We start from the raw sequence: 17,077 nt of genomic DNA on the forward strand, positions 1-17,077 counted from the left end.
AACTTCGCGAACGGCGAGAACCGCCTGGATCGGAGCGCCTCAGGAGGAGCGGCGAAACGCGTCCAGCGTGTGTTCCAGACCGACATCGATAAGAATGTCTTCGAGATCATGCAGCGTCGATACCGCATCCGATCCGAACGCGTTGTTCATGATCTTGGTCACTTCCATCAGGCGCTGGCGGCAGAAATCGATCTTCTGGATTGCCACGATCTGCTCGTGAGACAAATCGCCATAGCCGATCGGCAGATCCTCGATCTCGCCGGCGATCAGAGCCAGTTCCCTTGTCAGCAACCCGACCAGTTCATGCTGATGGATTTCGGCTTCAGCAGTGCTGAGACCGGTTTCTTCATTCGGCTGCTCAGAAGAAGCAGACATCGCCGACACTCTCCAGTTCCTTGGTGATCTTCTTCGGTTCCGGCTCCGGAACCGCCATTCCGATGAACTTCTGCCTGGCCCGGCCGGTGCACGGCTCGAACTCGACCCGCCGGCCCTGCAGCCCGCCGAGGCTTGTGCTGATCAGCGCAAGCCCCTCGTTGCGAACGAAGTTGGTGGCAAAATCGGAGTTCTTCGCGCCGGTGTCGCTACGCGCTTCCAGAACCTGCGCGCCACCGAACAACTTGACCTCAAGCCGGCTCCTCAACGCGCCCTTTTCCAGCAGACCGTTGACCAGCTTTTCCATCAGGAACACACCGTACCGGCGGGACTGGTCCGAACCGCCCTTGGCCGGATTTCCAGGCAACAGGAAATGGTTCATGCCGCCGACCTTCATAACCGGGTCGTACATGCATGCCGCCACGCATGAGCCGAGCACGGTGGTGATCACCGCGCCTTCGATATCGGAGACGGCAAAGTCGCCCTGAACGATCGGAATCCGGTTTGAGGTAATGGTGCTCAATTCAAACGTCCCACAACTGACTCGATGGATTTCTTCAGCACATCCGGCGTGAACGGCTTGGCGATCACGTTGTTGACACCCAGCTTGACGGCGTTCTGGACAACATTGCTGTCCTTGCGGCCGGTCAGGATGATGAAACCGGTCTTGGCGATCTTCGGATGCGCCCGCACCGCTTTGAGAAGCTGGAAGCCGTCGACATCCGGCATGTAGAGATCGGATATGGCAAGATGCACCGGCTCGGCGACCAGTTTCGAGAACGCCTCGCGCCCATCCTTGGCGACGCTGATGTTCTTGATACCGAACGACTGGAGCGCCTCCACGGTTACCATTCGGCTCGAAATGTGGTCGTCGATGACCATCATCCTCAAGACGTTAAGCACAGACACTTTGTCTTTCCTCCGTTGGCCCAGCCAGCAGGACTGCGGCAATTTCTGATAACGGGAGTACGCGGTTCGCAGCTCCGAGGCGTGCGGCCGCAGCCGGCATGCCATAGACGAGGCTGGTTGCACGATCCTGGGCAATTGTGTGGGCGCCGGCATCCTTCAGCGCGAGCATGCCGTTGGCGCCGTCGCTTCCCATACCGGTGAGCAAGGCGGCGGCAGAGCGTCTCGCGTAGACTTGGGCGACCGATTCGAACATCACATCGACCGAAGGCATGTGCCCCGAAACGGGCTCCGTGCGCCTTATGCGGCAACGCGCTTCGGTCCGGTCCGAAACCGTCAGGTGACCGATGGCGCCCGGCGCAAGATAAACATGCCCGCGCTGCAGCGGCATCATGTCCTCGGCCTCCACGACCGTCGGCGCGCACAGGCGGTTAAGGCGCTCCGAGAAGCTCTTCGTGAAATGCTCGGGCATGTGTTGTGTGATCACGGTCGGCGGACAGTCGGCGGGAAAGCCGCTGAGAACCTCGGTCAGGGCTTCGACCCCGCCCGTCGAGGCGCCGATGGCGACGATGTCGAGGCGCGTGGAAACCTGCTTGCCGGATTGCTTGGCGACCGGCGCCGCATTGTTGCGCTGGCTGATCGCATGCTTGGCGGCGGCGGCGGCCTTGACGTTCTCGCACATCTCGCGCAACGCGGCCTCGTCATCCATGCGCGGCTTGGGCAGGCAGGAGAACGCGCCGAGTTCGAGTGCCGCGATCGTCGCGTCGGCGCCCTTGCGGGTCCAGCTCGAGATCATAACGACCGGCATCGGCCGCAACCGCATCAGCCGCTCCAGAAAATCGAGCCCGTTCATGCCCGGCATCTCGATGTCGAGCGTGATCACGTCCGGATTGAGCGTCTTGATCATCTGCCGCGCCTCGTCCGGGTTTTCCGCTGTTCCGACCACCTCGATTTCGGGATCGGTGTTCAAGACGGCCGAGATCAGCGCCTGCATTGACGGCGAGTCATCGACAACGATTGCGCGGACGGTCATTGGTGCGCTCCGTTCGGTTCGTGCCTGTAAGTCGTCACCCCGACCTGGCGAAGGCTGGCGACGGCCGAACCGCTGACACGCTCCGAGTGGCCGATATAAAGGTAGCCGCCGGGCTTCAGCACGGAGCAGAAGCGGGCGATCAGCGTGGATTGCAGGTCCTGCTCGAAATAGATCAGCACGTTGCGGCAGAAGATCATGTCGAACTTCTGCTTGAACGGCCATTCGGCGAGCAGGTTGAGAAAGCGGAAGGCGATCAACGCCTTGATCTCGGCGCCGGCCTCCGCGCCGTCGGCGTTGCGCCGGAAAAAGCGGTCCAGCACGTCGCGCGGCATCCGCTCGACCATCTCGGTGCCGTACTGGCCGGCTTTTGCCTTGGCCAGCGACTTGTGATCGACATCGCTCGCCAGGATACGGACGTTGCGCCCGGCGACGTCGGGAACCGCCTGCAGAAGCGTGCAGGCAATGGTGTAGGGCTCGCGGCCATCCGAACAGCCGGCCGACCAGATCCGACCCGATTCGCCGGCGGCCATGCGCTGGATCATGTCCGGAATGCCCGTCGACTTCAGGTGGTCGAAATGATGCGGTTCCCGGTAGAAATTGGTGACGTTGGTCGTGATCGCTGAGATGAGTTCGCTGCGCTCTTCGGTGCCCGACGTCGAACCCACGAGTTCGAGATAGGCCCCGAAGCTTTCCATGCGCAGGCTGCGCAGGCGCTTGACCAGACGCGAATAGACCAGATCGCGTTTCGCCTCGGTCAGGTTGATGCCGACCTCCGACTTCACGAGCGTCGAGATCGTCGCGAACTGCTTGTCGGAGAGTGCGAATTCGCGGCTCGTGTGCGAGCCATCCAGCTGGTCTTGTTTGCGGATCGCGGTCATGCGGCAACAGACTCCAGTTCGGGCATGATCGCCTCCAGGGCGATCTCGCTGATCAGGCGGTTTTCAATAACGACGACGCGCCGGAATACCTCTTCCTCGTCCGGCGATCCGCCGCTCGGCAGCGCCTGAAGATCGTCGGAACCGGCGTTCAGGATGTCGGAGACAGAATCCACCAACAGGCCGATGAACCGCTCGCTGACATTGGCGACGATGATGACATGGCGCTCGGAGGGCTCGCTGCGCCCCATGCCAAGCCGCGCCGACAGGTCCATGATCGGCAGGATCGAGCCGCGCAGGTTGATCACGCCGATGATGTAGTCCGGCGAGTAGGGCAACGATGTCGCATGGCTCCAGCCACGGATCTCGCGGGTCGCCGTGATGTCGACGCAGAACTCCTGCTCGCCGATCCTGAAAGTGATGTATTCCTTGCGGCCCGTGCTGGCGATGTCTGTATTCTGGTTCATGCCGTCACCCCGCCATCGTGTCGATAAGGCCGGAAGCCGACTCGGGCGCCTGATTCGACACGATGTAGTCGACATCCAGGATCAGCGCGATCTGGCCGTTGCCGAGGATCGTGGCCGCGGCAATGCTGGGGACGCGCTGATAGTTGGTTTCCAGGCTCTTGATGACGACCTGCTGCTGGCCTTCGATCGAATCGACCAGGAAGGCGCCCATCCCGTCCTTGCCGCCCTCGACGACCAGGATCGTGCCCTTGGTGAAATCGGACCGGCGCTCCGAGAAGCCAAGTTGCTGGCCGACATCGATAATCGGGATGAGGGTGTTGCGCATCTTGATGACGCGATTGCTCTTGCCAATCGTGTAGATGTCGCCGGGCTTGATCGTCGCCGTTTCAAGCACGGCCGAGACGGGAAGCACCAGCGTCTGGCCGGCCTCCGTGACAATCATGCCGTCGAGAACGGCGAGCGTCAGCGGCAATGTCATCGAAAACAGCGAGCCCTCGCCGGGTTTCGAAGAGATGTTGACCCGACCGCCCAGTGCCTGGATCGACTGGCGCACGACATCCATGCCGACGCCACGCCCCGAAACATCGGTGATCGCCTCGGCGGTGGAGAAGCCGGGGGCGAAGATCAGGTTGTCGATATCGTCGTCGGACAGCTTGGCGTCGCGCGAAACGATGCCCTTTTCAACGGCCTTGGCGAGCACGCGCTCGCGGTTGATACCGGCGCCGTCGTCCTGGATCTCGATGACGATCCGCCCGGAGCTGTGATAGGCGGAAAGCCGCACGGTACCGCTGGCGGGCTTGCCCTTGGCAGCCCGCGATTCCGGGTCTTCAATGCCGTGGTCGACGGCGTTGCGGATCATGTGGGTCAGCGGATCGGACAGCCCCTCGATCACTGTCGTGTCGACCTCGGTGTGCTCGCCCTCCAGCGTCAGCAGTGCCTTCTTGCCGGTCGCCGCGCAAACCTCGCGGATCACCCGCGACATCCGCAGGAAGACCGGTTTGACCGGCTGGGCGCGGATGGCCATGACGCCGCTCTGGATCTCGCGGGTCAGGTTCTGCAATTCGTTAAGCGCGAGCACCGTCGGCGCAGCGCTGCCGAAGCCGGCCTGGCCGATGCGCTCTGCGAGCATCGCCTGGTTGATCACAAGCTCTCCCATGAGGTTGATCAGGCGATCGACTTTCTCCGATTCCACACGGATCGTCTGGCTCGGCTTCTTGGCGTCCTTCTTGTCCTGCTTTTGGCCGGCGGATGCCTCGTTGCCGCCGCCGGCTTCGTCAAAAGACGCCTTTGGCGCATCCTTTTCGGCATCGGGGGCTGCGTCGGCGGCAGCATCGGGCGCATCGGCGACCACGGACAGGACCGGGTCGACTTCCGGCTCGGCGCTGGCTGCGGGAAGCTCGGCAAGCGCTGGCTCACCGTCTGCCGACAACAGCGGCGACTGGCCGAAATCGTCTTCCTCGGGGATCGCGGCTTGCGCATCGGCCGGCTCATCGCCGCCGATCATGTCAAGAAAATCGTCGAGACTGGCGGCGTCATCAACATTTTCGCCGTCTTCCTCGATAACGAGATCGCACTCGCCCTCAACCCATTCGAAGACCGCCTCGATATCGTCGCGGAGTTTCTCTGTCTGGACCGTGAAACGCCATTTGAGATAGCTCTCGTCGGGCGACATTTCCGACAGCTTGGGCAGATTGTCGGCGATGCAGGTCGTCGCGACATCGCCGAGATCGGACAATTCGCGGATGAAACGCAGCGGGTCGTGCCCCTTCATGTAGAGGCTGGCATGCGGCGCGAAATCGATGGTGAAGGTGCGGCCCGCCGGTGCATCGGCGACATCGAGCGCTCCGAGATCGATCATCACCGGCGCGAAATCGACCTCCTCTTCGGCTTCCCCGGCCTCGTCGCCGGCTGCCGAGAGCCCGAAGGCGGCTTCGAGTTCGGCGGCGAGCGCGGAGGAATCCCCTGGCTCGGTGGACGACCGTTCGGCCTCGATGATGTCGGACAGGACATCGACCGAACGCATCAGCAGGTCCATGCGCGGTTCGCTGATCTCGCTCAGATCGTTTCGGATGACATCAAGCGCATTCTCGAAGACATGCGCGAAGCTGACGAGCGCATTGAAGCCGAATGCGCCGGCGCCGCCCTTGATCGAATGCACGGCACGGAAGATCGAATTCACCGTCTCGATATCCGCCCCGGATGCCTGGATTTCATGCAATCCGGTCTCCAGGTCCGACATCTGGTCGGCGCATTCCGCAAAGAAAGTGTATTTGATGTCTTCGAGGCTCATTGTCCCTATCCGTCCTACGGCATGACCCGGTTCACTGCGCGGGTGAGCTTTTCTGGATCGAACGGCTTGACGATCCAGCCGGTTGCGCCGGCGTCTTGCGCGCGCTGCTTTTTCTCCGGCGCGCTTTCGGTCGTCAGCACGAGGATCGGAATGCGGTTGTATTCGCTCGACTGGCGGACACTTTCGATGAACTCGAAGCCGTCCATGACCGGCATGTTGATGTCGGTGATCACGACATCCGGCCGGGTTTCCTTGAGCTTGTCGATCCCGTCGGCACCATCCTCTGCGGTCACGACATCGAATCCCGCGCCGGCGAGGCAATGCCGCAACATCTCCCGCATCGTCCGCGAGTCGTCCACTGTAAGTACCTTCTTATGCATGGTTAGCGTCTCCGGCTTCCAAGTCAGCTAGTGTCAGGCCAAGAGTTGAAATACTCTCACCGAATGTCCCTGATTTTTCAGAGAAGTGAAGAACCTCCCCATCCTCTCTCCAAAGATTCGCCGCAGACATGAGAACCTGAATACATGGCGTATCCACGCGCTCTACCTTTCCGGCATCGATGCTGAGCGGCTTGTTCCTCACGTTGAGGATCACGTCTGCGATATTTCCGGCATCTTCGCCCGGCAGTGCTTCGGGCAGCGTCAGCAGGCAGGCGCTTTCACTGGCCTCCATGTGGATGGCGAGCGGGTTCTCGGCCACTTGTTTCACCATTGATCGGGGTCCTCCCAGTCGTTTTGGAGTGCGGCGTTTCCGTGTGTTTGGTATCTTGGTGTACGGGAGGCATGGGCGCGGACAGCGCGGCGCGGCGCCTCAGACGAGTGAACGATCCGCGCGCGGGTGTTTTCGCGCGGCGCATCGTCGAAATCGGCGATATCGGGGTGGCTGGCCCGAAACCGCGCCAGAACCCGGATGAGCGCCTGGTAGTCGGCGCCGAGTTCGCGACCGGCGTCACGCGTGCGTTCCGCCAGCCCGGCATTCTCGCGGGTTTCGCGATCGATTTCGCCGACAGCCGTGCTCAACTGATCGAGGGCCTGGGCCTGGTCGCGCGCGCCGCCTGCGATTTCATCGACAACACCGGAGATCTGGACGACCTTGTCGGAGATGCTGTGCAACGTTTCGCCGGTCTTGTTGACGAGATCGGAGCCGTTGGCGACCTGCTCGGACGATCGGGAAATCAGCGTCTTGATTTCCTTGGCTGCCAAAGCCGACCGCTGCGCCAGTTCCCGGACTTCCTGGGCGACGACGGCAAATCCCTTGCCGGCATCGCCAGCCCGCGCCGCCTCGACGCCGGCATTGAGCGCCAGCAGGTTGGTCTGGAAGGCGATTTCATCGATGACCGAGATGATCTTGTTGATCTCTCCAGACGAGTTCTCGATTTCGGACATCGCTTCGAGCGCGCGCTTGACGATTTCGCCGCTGGTCTCGGCATCTTCCTTGGCGGTGCCAACCAGCGTCTGGGTGTTCTCGACGCCCTGCGACGACTTCTCGACGGTGGAGGAGATTTCCTTGAGCGTCGCGGCGGTCCGGTCGATGGCTTCGGCCTGCCGCTGGGTGCGCGACACAAGCTCGTTGGATGACGTGGCGATTTCACGGCCGCTGCCGTCCATACTGTCCACGGCCTCGGTCATGCGCCGGAAAGCGCCGTCGATCGTTTCGACAGCGTTATTGAAATCGCCGCGCAGACTTTCCAACTCATCGGCGAATTGCGCGTCGATCCGGCATTCCAGATTGCCCTGGGCCAGCAGGTTCAATGCGGCCGCGAGCGCGGCCACCGCCTCATCGGTCTCACTAGCGCGCGCTTCGCGCTCGGCGTCGGCCTCGGCCCTGGTCCGCGCTGCGTTTTCGCGCGCCTCGTTTTCCGCACGTTCGGCTTCCTGCTGGCTTTCCGCGACATGCCGGAACGCCTCCAACGCGCGCGCAACCTCGCCGATTGCATCGGCACGCGCCGTGCACGGAATTTCAATATCGGTCCCTCCGTCGGCAAGGCCGGCTATGTAGCCGGCAATCTGCCGCATGGGCCGGGAGACATTTCGGCCAAACAGGAACAACAGCCCGGCAATGAGCAGGGCGGAACCGCCGGCGGCCGCATAGAATACCCAACCCAGAAAGGCATTGCGCGAAGCGGCTGCCTGCTCCGCCTCCAGAACATATATTCGGGCCATGTCGGCGGCCCGCTCGACGATCGCGCGATGCGCGCGGAAACGGCTGGTCAGAACGCCGACCGACTGGACGATTTCATCGGTGCCGCCCTGCGCAGACGTGGCGCCTTCCAGTTTCGGGAAGAAGTTGTTTTCCGCCTCTATCCAGAACCGGTCGAGTATGGTCGGCGAGTCGATTGCGAGCAGTTTGCGCAAATCATCGGGGATCGGCGCGGTTTTCCAGTGTTCAAGCTGTTTGAAATAATCGCTCTTGTGCCCGCGATACGCGGCGAAATGGGCTTCGCGGTTTTGCGGTTCGCGCGCGGCCTGCACGATGTCGAGATAGGCGCCGATCACGAAGGACGACGGCGGCAGCGTGTCGGCAATCAGTTCATTGCCGGCAGCTATGCGCTGATAGTCGTCGCTACCGATCCGGCCGGCACCGGCCCAGAGTCCGGCGGCAAGCGAAATTGCGAGAAGAACCGTTGCGCTGGCGATGGCAAGGAGCGTCAGGCCGCGTGCCAGGCCAGGCCGGCTGCCGCTTCCACTCCCATTTCCTGACGCAATTGAATGCGCATTCGCCATGCCCTGGCCGCCCCGCTTCAAGGAGATGCTTGTACATTCCGGATCTCCCGGGGCTTGGATGGTGCGTCATGCCGGGCTTTCGCCCCCAAGTGATGATTTTGGTATCGTTGTTTTGCTTAATGAAACTTTAATATCGGCCGAATTCCCGGTTAATAGTAAGTATGTCCCAACGGAATGATGCAAAGCTGCGACACGCCAAAGTGGGTGCATTCAAGCTGTTGAAAGCAAACGGTAAACGATCGACCGCCTGGCGCGAACAAGACCAAAGAACCGGTGCAGGGAGCCGTGCGTTTTTTCGCATGGCGCGGGCCGCATGCAGTTGGCGCCAAAGGCGGCAAAGCGCCCGCACCATGGCTCGACTGTGCGGCCCCGAACAGATATCCGCAAAAGCCCACTGGTCAGTTCCGCGCAACGGTCGCCGCCTAAACTTGCAACCGCCAATACCGGCGCGACGACACGACCCACAAGCGGACATCTTCTGCCATGAGCCTGGTGCAACTCTCGATAGCGGGATCGGTCGCAATGGTCGCCGCAATCGGCGGTGTCCTGCTGAGCGGTTTCGTCTCGCAGCCGGCGCCGGCCGATGACGGCGCGGCGAAAGAGGAAAAGACGACGCACAGGGGCGAAGGCATCAAATTCCCGCCGATACCAGTCTCCGTGTTCACCGACGCTGGGCGCGTCGGCTATTGCGTGATGCGCGTGGAGTATTTCAGGGACGGGGAATCGAGCGCCGAATTCGAGGTCGCGCAAGCGCGGGTGACCAGCGAACTGTTCATCGAGTTTTCCGGCATACTCGAGGACGCGGCCGAAGCGCCGACCGATTGCGCGTCGCGCGTCGGAATGGAAACGCCGAAATTCAAGATCTTCAGCGCCGAGTACTACGAGGAAATCGACTAGGCGCTACAGCTCTTCCTCGAAACGCACCACCGCCGGCACGCGTACCTGATCCTTGTCGAAGAAATCGAGCTGCTCGACCAGCACGTCGACGACCAGCTTCTTTCCCGCGACATCGTTGGCGGCATCGCGCAGCGAATCGAGCGACTGTCGCAAGTCGCTCCAGCCCCGCGGCGTGGCGAGTTTGCCGGCTTCGGCAAAGAAGTGGCCGTTCATCGCATGATAGATGACCATGTCCATCGGTATCGCCAGCTTCTTTTCAAGATTGGCATCGATACGGAACGTGAAGCGGGTCATCAGATACCCGACCAGCCCCGCCTCTCCGATATAGGGGAAGGCCACGAGATCCGTCTTGAAGACATTGGTTCGCACCGCCGCGGCCGCCTTGTCTCCAGAGCCGCCCGCAACCGCCATGCTTTGGCCGGCATAGGTACCAGCCAGCGTGATACCGGCGATCCACAGGCCGAAAAGCAGCTGCTTGATCATTCGAAGGCGTAGCCGGCGGGCAGGCGCGACGCGGCCGGATAGGTTCCGTCGGAATCCGCCCGGGAGATAGCGTCACCCAGAATGCCGATGACGTCCTTTGTGGCCTGCATTCTGGCGCGCAGTACAGCCTCGTTGGCCGCCACCTTGGCGGCCAAGGCCCTCAGTTCCAGGGCAATGTGCGGGTCGGAGCGAAACCGCGCCAACTCGCCGGAAACCAGGTTCAGTTCGTAGAGACAACGGTTCTTGCGTGCATTGGCCTCGGCGAGATCGCCGCGCAGGTTCTCCTTCAGGGCCTTCGTTTCAGCCTCGATGACCGCGCCAATGCGCGCAAACAGCATCGTAAGATGCTGCTTGGTCAATGTGCCCTGCTGTGCGCCATTCACTCGCGTCATCGCCCGCTCATCGGTCTGGTTTCGAAGATGCTGTCATCGGCCGGCGACGCCAAACCGAGCAGATCGCGCACAAAGTCGCGGTCAAGCTGACCCGCTGTCGACAGCGCAGCGTCACGGGCGCGCGTTTCAGCCGGCGCATGTTCTGCGCTGCTGATGCCGGAGACCGGCTCGATGACCTCGCCAGCCTGGGTGAAGTAGCCATTGATGACCGACGCCACGCCGAAATCGGCCCGTTCGACCATGACGGCTGCGATCTGTTGCGCCATCATCGACTTCCAGACCCCGCCGGCGAAGCCGCCGCCGAAATAGCTTTCTTCGGCATCGCCCATCATGTCGCCGATCATCTCACCGACCAGCAGCGCCTCGAACTCCTTGGCGGCCGACTGGACATCCGACGGCCCGCTGGCGCGCTCGAGGCGCGATGTTTCAGCAACGGAGCGGGCAGTCGCGGCGGCGTCCGCGCCGGTCGACAAACGGCGGGCAACCTTCTGCGCCTGGGCAGGATCCGCAGCCCGCACGACGTCGAACACGATATCGGATGGAAATTCGACCGCCATCTCGTCTCCCGGGTCCCGGCATGGCGCAGACCGCCGGGGATTGGTGTGGCGTCAGGTTATCCCGCCAATCTTGCTTGAAGCTGACACCGGCCGCGCCGAGCGCTGATCGAGCATCTCGTGCTGCAGGCGCGCGTCGCGGGCGCGTTGTTCCAGCCCTTTCGCGCGCTCGTGCCGGTCCTCCATGTTGTCGAGCTTCTTCTTTTCCTTCAGCAACTCGTCGGCGGTCTCCTGCGCGGCACGCGATGCCTCCGCCCGCTGCTTCAGCATTTCCTCGAAGTGGCGCGCCAGCAAATCCGGGAACAGGGCGACGACGGGGTTTTCCTGCGTCATCATCCGGTTCAGTTCCTCGATCGACTTGTCCGCATCGGCGACCTTCCGGTTCGCTTGCACGTGATCGCGTTCGCGCAACGCCTTGATCACTTTCTGCAGGCGGACCAGTCGGGCCAGGTCGGATTTCTCGGACATCGCGGCCTACCTTGCCGTGAACACTTCGGTGAAGCCCTGACCGAACAGGCTCAGCATATAAGGCACGGCGAAATACATGATGACCAGGCCGATGCAGAGCACAAAAGGCAGAGAGATGAAATAGATCGGGATCTGCACGGAGAGCTTGTTGAGCAATCCGACGCCGAGATTGACGATGATCGCAAAGCCGATGAACGGACTGCCGAGACGCAGCGCGATCAAAAAACTCTCGCGCAGCACGTCGGTCAAGTCGACCAGCAGCAGCCGGATATCGGGGAGCGTGTCGAACGGCATGACGTCGTAGGAGCCGAGCAATGCGATGATCACGACGTGATGAAAATCGAGCGTGAACAGCACCAGCAATGCGCTCAGCGACATGAAGGCGGTGAGCGCCGACTGCATCTCGAAGCCGTCGACCATCGCGCCCAGCATGCCGCCGTAACCGATCGACATTCCGACGCCGGTGATAATGAATTCGAGCGCCAGCAGATAGAACCGTGCGACCAGCCCGAAGAACAGGCCGATCAGGATCTCGCCGACAATCAGCCGCAGCAGCACTGACGCGGCGGGCGCGACAAGCGCCAACTGCAGCGGCGCATCGATAAGGCCGGAGATCACCACCGCCACGGCAAGCGAGGCAAGCAGGCGGATGCGCGGCGAGACGCGCGCGCTCGACATGCCCGGAAGCACCATGAAACAAGCGCCGATACGGCAGAAGACGAGGAACGCGCTCAGCACATCGGCCGGCAGCGAGGCAATCACGAGACCATTCCGAGGATCCGGATCTCGATTCCCTTGCCGATTTCCAGATGCGACAGCACCGGTGTGTCCGGGTGCAGCCGCTCGACGATCATGCGCACATAGGGGCGCGCCTCCGGCGAGGTGATGATCGCAAAACGCCGGTTCTGCTTCTTGTAACCCTCGATCGCCTTGCCCACATCGGCGCCGAATTCCTCCAGCAGCCGCGGATCGATGTCGAACTGCGCGACCTCGCCCTTTGCGTCACGTTTCAGGCTCTCGCGGAACACCATGTCCCAGCGATTGCCCAGCCGCAGCACATGCAACACGCCCTGCTCGGTGATGTCGCCGCACAGTTGCTGGGCGATGCGGCTGCGCACATGTTCGACGATGGTCTCGGAACGGCGGGTGTTGGGCACGATCTCGGCAACCGCCTCGATGATCAACGGCAGGTTGCGGATTGACACGCGTTCGGCCAGCAAAAGCTTCAGCACCGCCTGCAGGCCCGGATAGGAGGTATGCGTCGTGCAGATTTCCTCGATCAGCTTCTTGTATTCGCTGTCCAGCCCCTCGATGACCAGCTTCATCGTCTTGAACGAGAACAATTGCGGCAGGTTGTTGCGGATCACCTCGCTGATATGGGTCAGCACGACAGCAACATTGTCGGCGGTTGGAATGCGCGCGGTCTTCAGGTCGCCGCCGAAGGTTTCGGGCACCGACAGGGCGTCGATGCCATAGGCCGGCTCCTTGACGGTCTCGAAAGGTATGCCCTTGAGCTGCGCCGGTTCGGCGAACACCATCAGTTCGCCGATGCGCAGTTCGTGTTCGGCGACCACCGTGCCGTGAACCTTTATCTGGTAGGCCTTGGGATGGATGCCGAAATCCTCGGTGATCTGCACTTCGGGAACGATGAAGCCGAAGTCACCGGCAAAGCGCTTGCGCATCTTCTTCATGCGAAATGCCATTTCCTCGCGAACCGGCACCAGACGCGCGGCCAGCTGCTTGCCGAGGACAAGTTCCAGTTCGGATGTGCGCAGCGATTCGCGCACCGGATCGCGCGCCTCGTCGACCTCGCGGCTGCGGGCCTCTTCTTCCTGCTGGCGCGCCTCCTCGGCCTTGCGCTGCGCGACCAGCGGCCGCAGATAGGCGGTCGCGGCCATGGCGCCGGCAAGAACCAGGAACGGAAACGCAGGCAGGCCCGGCATCATCGCCAGCACAAACAGCATGAAGGCGGCGACATAGAGCGCGCGCGGATAGTTGCCCAGCTGGTCGAGAACCGCCTTGTCGGCGGACCCGACGGTGCTGCCCTTGGACACGAGAAGGCCGGCGGCCAGCGAAACGATCAGCGCCGGGATCTGCGAGACCAAACCGTCGCCGACCGACAGCTTCATGAACACCTCGGCGGCTTCACCCAGGCTCATGCCATGGCGCGTATAGCCGATGATGATACCGCCGACGATGTTGATCGCGGTGATCAGAAGGCCGGCGATCGCGTCGCCACGCACGAATTTGGAGGCGCCGTCCATAGAGCCGAAGAAGGAGCTTTCCTCCTCCAGTTCGCGGCGGCGGCTGCGCGCTTCCTGCTCGTCGATGATGCCCGCCGACAGATCGGCGTCGATCGACATCTGTTTGCCGGGGATGGCATCGAGCGTGAAGCGCGCCCCGACTTCGGCGATACGGGTCGAGCCCTTGGTGATCACGACGAAATTGACGACGACCAGGATGAAGAACACGACGAGGCCGATGACGAAATCGCCGCTCATCACAAAGCGCGAGAAGCCGCCGATCACATGACCCGCTGCGTCGACCCCATGATGACCCTCCGACAGGATTGTCCGAGTCGTCGCGATATTGAGCGACAAGCGCAACATCGTCGCGATCAGGAGGATCGTCGGGAAGGACGAGAAATCCAGTGGCTTGGCGATCCACAGTGCCGTCATCAGGATCAGTACCGAAAACGCCAGCGACAGAGCCAGGCCGAAATCGATCAGGAAGACCGGCACCGGCAAGAACAATATGGTGAGCATCAAGACGATGCCCACCGCAAACGCTATGTCACGGCTCGATGCGACTTCCGGCTTGGTCGCGACATCCAAATTTGCCAAGACGGCCTACCCTTGCGCGGCGCGGTTTCCTACAGGACAAGCGGTAGCACCGCTTCCTTGCGCCAAGCTTTGGGCAAGCCCCGAAATGTGATTGGTCGCCCCGGCGCTCAGGTTGCTGGATCAGGCGAAAACAGACAGCGATGCCGCTCAGAAGCCGGTCGAAATCCGGCTGAAAATGACATCGGTCAGCCGGCCGACCTGAAAACCCATGAACGGCGCGGAGACGGACACGGTCAGCAGGATCGCGATGATCTTCGGAACGAAGGTCAGGGTGATTTCCTGGATCTGCGTCAGCGCCTGCACGAGTGCGATGCCGACACCGACCAGCATGGCGATCAGAACCGCTGGCGCCGACGTCATCAATACCGTCCAGATCGCGAACTGGACGATATCGAGTGCGTCGGCCTCACTCACCGAAGCGTGTCCCGGTTCGGCTGAATCGCCCGTTGTTCATGGATAAGCCCTCCGGCTTGACGCTGCTTCAAGCTGACCCGGATACGCTCTAGCTGATGGTCACGCCGCCGGTGACCGCAACCTCGACACCGCTGCCGAGCACGGCCACAACACCGTCATCGAACACCCGCACCTGCTCGATCGTTCCCGAAATCGCGTTGTCGGGCGTCGTCAGCGTGCGGCCGATCAGCGAGCCGGCTTCCGACAGGTATCCCGACCGCAGCAGCATATCGAGTTTCTCGTTGGTCTGGATACCCTGCTCAACATTGGAGAATGTCGCCAGCTGCGTGATGTACTGGGTGGAATCCATCGGTTCGGTCGGATCCTGGTTTTCCAGTTCGGCGACCAGAAGCCGCAGAAAGGCCTCATAGTCTGCCGTCACCACATTGGCTGTGCTCGGTCCCTGCGCCGTTGTCGCGGCGGCGACGCCGTTTACACTTGTCATGTCATCTACCCCGCTGCTGCCTGTTTCAAGGGTGCTCCGGCGCCGAGCATGCCGATCGACATCGGTGTGCTGCCGAGGATCTCGGCTTCGACTTCGTACAGACCGCGAATGGTCTTGAGCGCCTCGTAATACTTGGACTCGCGCACCAGACGGTCGACATGCTTCAGGTCTGACAGAACCTTGGGATTGGAAAATGCCTCGATCAACGCCGGCAGGCTCTCACGGAACAGCGGCAATGCCGTTTCCTTGTCGTTCGGCGACATCACCATGACCTGGACGATGAAGTAGAGCTGGCGCAGCGGCGTCGTCGCATCCTCGGCCTGCAGAACGTGATTCTCAAGCAGGAACTGCACGTCATTGAGGAGCTCCAGCGACACCTTGCGGTCGACGCGGATCACCGCGCCGTTGATGAAGATACGCTCGTTCGCTTTCAGAAAGATCTTGAATGAACTCTTCATTGCATCCCGTCCCGAATAATTTTCGTGATGTCGAGAATTCCCTGGAAGTTGGAGGAATCCCCCTTCCGGATTGAGTCCGCCTCGCGCAGAATCCAGATACCGATCGAGATCAGACTGGCGCGCAGTTCCTTGGGAAGCGCGTTGTCGTTGCTCGCCAGATCTTCAAGCAGCATCGACCAGAGGCGCAGCACGAAATGCACCGCCTCGACCGCTTCGAAGGACTTCGGACCCTTTTCGGTGGCCTTCTGCAAAAGGCCGATGGAACGGTCGAGAAGCTCACGCTCCCGATCGCGAGCATCGGTCGGCGAATCTTCTTCGATTTCAGCGTATCTCAACATTATCATTTTGCTTGCCCACCGGTCTAACTTTGGACGCTATACGTAATTCATAATTGACAGTTGCTGTATTCGCGCGGTTATCGAATACGAGGTCTCGATCTGCGTCAGCAGCGTGTTCAGCTCGATCGACGCCTCGAAGGAATCGACGGATTCCATCTCTGCCGCGAAGGTCTCGAGCAGCGTCATCTGCACTTCCAGGCGATCGTTGGCGCGGCGGACTCGCTCCTCGACAAGGCCGACCTCGCCCTGAAGCTCGGTCAGCGCGCCCGCGGATGCGCCGGCCTGCGCGATCACGAATTCGGACGCACCCTGCATCGCCTCGCCGCCAAGCCCGCTTTCGAAGAATTCGGCACCGACAACGGCGGCCATCATCAGCCTGCGGAAGGCGTCCTCGTTGGCGCTGACCGAGGCCGATGTGGATACCTCCGGCGAGATGCGCGCGGTCTGGGTCTCGTCGGTCGCCGACGACAGGTTCAGGCCCCAGTCGGCACCCATGAACATCGGCTCGATGGTGGTGCTGAGGAAGGTCTCGATATCGGTCTTGCTGATCGCGGCGGCGGCCGGGTCGTTTTGCGTGAAGCCGAAATAGCCGACGAAAGCCGCGTCGAATGCCGCGTCCATCGGGCCGCCGGGATAGTCGGCGATCGGCTTGTCGGAGGCGTTCACACCGCCGAACAGGAACACGCCGTTGACCTGGGTGTTCAGGATCGAGGTCATCTCCTCCATCACGCTGTCGGATGTCAGCTTGGCGGCGAAGTCCTGCCCTTCCTGGCCCATCACGATCGCCACGGAGTTCATCAGTTCCGAGGCGAGACCGTTCAAACGGCCCATCGATTCCTGAGACATCGCCAACCGCGTGCCTACCTGCGCATTGGTGTCGATCAGCCGCTCGATATGGCTGATGTCGTTCTTGAAGGCGGCAAGTTTGCGGCTTTCTGCGCCAAGCGCCAGCCCGGTGTCGCTGTGCTTGCCGGTGACCACTTCCGTCTGCAGGCGCGGCAGGTCGTTTTGCAGCCGCGCCAGACTGGTCCTGAGCGCCAGCGACACCGACAGCGATGAGATGTGGGATGCCTTCATCGC

At 61.8% G+C, this 17,077-nt stretch carries 22 protein-coding genes; 1 reads left to right on the forward strand and 21 read right to left on the reverse strand.

From position 1 onward, the window contains the following. Positions 1 to 39: 39 nt before the first annotated feature. The 10 genes from ACO06R_RS01400 to ACO06R_RS01445 are packed head-to-tail and all read right to left on the reverse strand — an operon-like array spanning position 40 to position 8,666. Complete coding sequence (locus tag ACO06R_RS01400; protein ID WP_421855120.1) at positions 40 to 375, reverse strand: hypothetical protein; 336 nt, start codon at positions 373 to 375, stop codon at positions 40 to 42. Continuing rightward, the gene (locus tag ACO06R_RS01405; protein ID WP_421855122.1) at positions 359 to 895 is read right to left on the reverse strand and encodes a chemotaxis protein CheD; all 537 of its coding nucleotides are present in this window, start codon (positions 893 to 895) and stop codon (positions 359 to 361) included. Before ACO06R_RS01405 ends, ACO06R_RS01400 begins: the two co-directional genes overlap by 17 nt. Next, on the reverse strand, positions 892 to 1,281 hold the full coding sequence (locus tag ACO06R_RS01410; RefSeq protein WP_421855126.1) for a response regulator: 390 nt from the start codon (positions 1,279 to 1,281) through the stop codon (positions 892 to 894). Before ACO06R_RS01410 ends, ACO06R_RS01405 begins: the two co-directional genes overlap by 4 nt. Beyond that, on the reverse strand, positions 1,268 to 2,311 hold the full coding sequence (locus tag ACO06R_RS01415) for a protein-glutamate methylesterase/protein-glutamine glutaminase (RefSeq protein ID WP_421855129.1): 1,044 nt from the start codon (positions 2,309 to 2,311) through the stop codon (positions 1,268 to 1,270). Before ACO06R_RS01415 ends, ACO06R_RS01410 begins: the two co-directional genes overlap by 14 nt. Then, on the reverse strand, positions 2,308 to 3,189 hold the full coding sequence (locus ACO06R_RS01420) for a CheR family methyltransferase (protein ID WP_421855131.1): 882 nt from the start codon (positions 3,187 to 3,189) through the stop codon (positions 2,308 to 2,310). The genes ACO06R_RS01415 and ACO06R_RS01420 overlap by 4 nt, the downstream gene beginning before the upstream one ends. Beyond that, positions 3,186 to 3,653, reverse strand: coding sequence for a chemotaxis protein CheW (locus ACO06R_RS01425; RefSeq protein WP_421855133.1), 468 nt, complete (start codon positions 3,651 to 3,653; stop codon positions 3,186 to 3,188). Before ACO06R_RS01425 ends, ACO06R_RS01420 begins: the two co-directional genes overlap by 4 nt. A 4-nt stretch (positions 3,654 to 3,657) precedes the next feature. Then, on the reverse strand, positions 3,658 to 5,943 hold the full coding sequence (locus ACO06R_RS01430) for a chemotaxis protein CheA (protein ID WP_421855134.1): 2,286 nt from the start codon (positions 5,941 to 5,943) through the stop codon (positions 3,658 to 3,660). Positions 5,944 to 5,957: 14 nt separating this feature from the next. Further along, positions 5,958 to 6,323 carry a response regulator gene (locus tag ACO06R_RS01435; protein ID WP_421855135.1) on the reverse strand — a complete coding sequence of 122 codons (366 nt, stop codon included), beginning with the start codon at positions 6,321 to 6,323 and terminating at the stop codon, positions 5,958 to 5,960. Continuing rightward, positions 6,316 to 6,654, reverse strand: a complete 339-nt coding sequence (locus ACO06R_RS01440) for an STAS domain-containing protein (RefSeq protein ID WP_421855136.1) — start codon at positions 6,652 to 6,654, stop codon at positions 6,316 to 6,318. The genes ACO06R_RS01435 and ACO06R_RS01440 overlap by 8 nt, the downstream gene beginning before the upstream one ends. Next, positions 6,648 to 8,666, reverse strand: a complete 2,019-nt coding sequence (locus tag ACO06R_RS01445; RefSeq protein WP_421855138.1) for a methyl-accepting chemotaxis protein — start codon at positions 8,664 to 8,666, stop codon at positions 6,648 to 6,650. Before ACO06R_RS01445 ends, ACO06R_RS01440 begins: the two co-directional genes overlap by 7 nt. A gap of 483 nt (positions 8,667 to 9,149) precedes the next feature. On the opposite strand from ACO06R_RS01445, the gene ACO06R_RS01450 reads away from it, so the two are divergent. Further along, positions 9,150 to 9,563 (forward strand): hypothetical protein, encoded by a 414-nt coding sequence (locus tag ACO06R_RS01450; RefSeq protein ID WP_421855141.1) that lies wholly within the window; start codon positions 9,150 to 9,152, stop codon positions 9,561 to 9,563. A gap of 3 nt (positions 9,564 to 9,566) precedes the next feature. Here the strand turns inward: ACO06R_RS01450 and ACO06R_RS01455 are convergent, their stop codons facing one another. The 11 genes from ACO06R_RS01455 to ACO06R_RS01505 form a co-directional block, all read right to left on the reverse strand. Beyond that, on the reverse strand, positions 9,567 to 10,046 hold the full coding sequence (locus ACO06R_RS01455) for a hypothetical protein (protein ID WP_421855144.1): 480 nt from the start codon (positions 10,044 to 10,046) through the stop codon (positions 9,567 to 9,569). Beyond that, positions 10,043 to 10,438: a hypothetical protein gene (locus ACO06R_RS01460; protein WP_421855147.1), complete on the reverse strand. Its 396-nt coding sequence runs from the start codon at positions 10,436 to 10,438 to the stop codon at positions 10,043 to 10,045. The genes ACO06R_RS01455 and ACO06R_RS01460 overlap by 4 nt, the downstream gene beginning before the upstream one ends. Continuing rightward, a complete protein-coding gene (locus ACO06R_RS01465; RefSeq protein WP_421855150.1) occupies positions 10,435 to 10,995 on the reverse strand; it encodes a rod-binding protein in 561 nt (186 codons plus the stop codon). The genes ACO06R_RS01460 and ACO06R_RS01465 overlap by 4 nt, the downstream gene beginning before the upstream one ends. 51 nt (positions 10,996 to 11,046) lie before the next feature. Continuing rightward, positions 11,047 to 11,460, reverse strand: a complete 414-nt coding sequence (locus ACO06R_RS01470; RefSeq protein ID WP_421855153.1) for a hypothetical protein — start codon at positions 11,458 to 11,460, stop codon at positions 11,047 to 11,049. A 6-nt stretch (positions 11,461 to 11,466) separates the two neighbouring features. Further along, complete coding sequence (locus ACO06R_RS01475; protein WP_421855156.1) at positions 11,467 to 12,222, reverse strand: flagellar biosynthetic protein FliR; 756 nt, start codon at positions 12,220 to 12,222, stop codon at positions 11,467 to 11,469. Next, entirely contained in the window at positions 12,219 to 14,303 is a 2,085-nt protein-coding gene (flhA, locus tag ACO06R_RS01480; protein WP_421855159.1) for a flagellar biosynthesis protein FlhA, read from the reverse strand. Before flhA ends, ACO06R_RS01475 begins: the two co-directional genes overlap by 4 nt. A 147-nt stretch (positions 14,304 to 14,450) precedes the next feature. Then, positions 14,451 to 14,717 carry a flagellar biosynthetic protein FliQ gene (locus tag ACO06R_RS01485; RefSeq protein WP_421855162.1) on the reverse strand — a complete coding sequence of 89 codons (267 nt, stop codon included), beginning with the start codon at positions 14,715 to 14,717 and terminating at the stop codon, positions 14,451 to 14,453. 88 nt (positions 14,718 to 14,805) lie between these two features. Continuing rightward, complete coding sequence (flgD, locus tag ACO06R_RS01490) at positions 14,806 to 15,201, reverse strand: flagellar hook assembly protein FlgD (RefSeq protein ID WP_421855165.1); 396 nt, start codon at positions 15,199 to 15,201, stop codon at positions 14,806 to 14,808. Positions 15,202 to 15,206: 5 nt separating this feature from the next. Then, entirely contained in the window at positions 15,207 to 15,659 is a 453-nt protein-coding gene (gene flbT / locus ACO06R_RS01495) for a flagellar biosynthesis repressor FlbT (RefSeq protein WP_421855168.1), read from the reverse strand. Beyond that, positions 15,656 to 16,003 carry a flagellar biosynthesis regulator FlaF gene (flaF, locus tag ACO06R_RS01500; RefSeq protein WP_421855171.1) on the reverse strand — a complete coding sequence of 116 codons (348 nt, stop codon included), beginning with the start codon at positions 16,001 to 16,003 and terminating at the stop codon, positions 15,656 to 15,658. The genes flbT and flaF overlap by 4 nt, the downstream gene beginning before the upstream one ends. Positions 16,004 to 16,033: 30 nt before the next feature. Then, positions 16,034 to 17,074 carry a flagellar hook-associated family protein gene (locus tag ACO06R_RS01505; RefSeq protein ID WP_421855174.1) on the reverse strand — a complete coding sequence of 347 codons (1,041 nt, stop codon included), beginning with the start codon at positions 17,072 to 17,074 and terminating at the stop codon, positions 16,034 to 16,036. Between the last annotated feature and the right edge of the window lie 3 nt (positions 17,075 to 17,077).

This window comes from Oricola sp., from assembly GCF_965230365.1.
Lineage (GTDB): Bacteria > Pseudomonadota > Alphaproteobacteria > Rhizobiales > Rhizobiaceae > Oricola.

Excerpts from the sequence above, each read along its gene's own strand:
- ACO06R_RS01400 (WP_421855120.1), bottom strand. The coding sequence starts at position 375 with ATGTCTGCTTCTTCTGAGCAGCCGAATGAAGAAACCGGTCTCAGCACT.
- ACO06R_RS01505 (WP_421855174.1), bottom strand. The coding sequence starts at position 17,074 with ATGAAGGCATCCCACATCTCATCGCTGTCGGTGTCGCTGGCGCTCAGG.
- ACO06R_RS01445 (WP_421855138.1), bottom strand. The coding sequence starts at position 8,666 with ATGGCGAATGCGCATTCAATTGCGTCAGGAAATGGGAGTGGAAGCGGC.
- ACO06R_RS01450 (WP_421855141.1), top strand. The coding sequence starts at position 9,150 with ATGAGCCTGGTGCAACTCTCGATAGCGGGATCGGTCGCAATGGTCGCC.
- ACO06R_RS01465 (WP_421855150.1), bottom strand. The coding sequence starts at position 10,995 with ATGGCGGTCGAATTTCCATCCGATATCGTGTTCGACGTCGTGCGGGCT.
- flgD (WP_421855165.1), bottom strand. The coding sequence starts at position 15,201 with ATGACAAGTGTAAACGGCGTCGCCGCCGCGACAACGGCGCAGGGACCG.
- ACO06R_RS01435 (WP_421855135.1), bottom strand. The coding sequence starts at position 6,323 with ATGCATAAGAAGGTACTTACAGTGGACGACTCGCGGACGATGCGGGAG.
- ACO06R_RS01420 (WP_421855131.1), bottom strand. The coding sequence starts at position 3,189 with ATGACCGCGATCCGCAAACAAGACCAGCTGGATGGCTCGCACACGAGC.
- ACO06R_RS01455 (WP_421855144.1), bottom strand. The coding sequence starts at position 10,046 with ATGATCAAGCAGCTGCTTTTCGGCCTGTGGATCGCCGGTATCACGCTG.
- flbT (WP_421855168.1), bottom strand. The coding sequence starts at position 15,659 with ATGAAGAGTTCATTCAAGATCTTTCTGAAAGCGAACGAGCGTATCTTC.
- ACO06R_RS01425 (WP_421855133.1), bottom strand. The coding sequence starts at position 3,653 with ATGAACCAGAATACAGACATCGCCAGCACGGGCCGCAAGGAATACATC.
- ACO06R_RS01440 (WP_421855136.1), bottom strand. The coding sequence starts at position 6,654 with ATGGTGAAACAAGTGGCCGAGAACCCGCTCGCCATCCACATGGAGGCC.
- ACO06R_RS01460 (WP_421855147.1), bottom strand. The coding sequence starts at position 10,438 with ATGACGCGAGTGAATGGCGCACAGCAGGGCACATTGACCAAGCAGCAT.
- ACO06R_RS01470 (WP_421855153.1), bottom strand. The coding sequence starts at position 11,460 with ATGTCCGAGAAATCCGACCTGGCCCGACTGGTCCGCCTGCAGAAAGTG.
- ACO06R_RS01430 (WP_421855134.1), bottom strand. The coding sequence starts at position 5,943 with ATGAGCCTCGAAGACATCAAATACACTTTCTTTGCGGAATGCGCCGAC.
- ACO06R_RS01415 (WP_421855129.1), bottom strand. The coding sequence starts at position 2,311 with ATGACCGTCCGCGCAATCGTTGTCGATGACTCGCCGTCAATGCAGGCG.
- flaF (WP_421855171.1), bottom strand. The coding sequence starts at position 16,003 with ATGATAATGTTGAGATACGCTGAAATCGAAGAAGATTCGCCGACCGAT.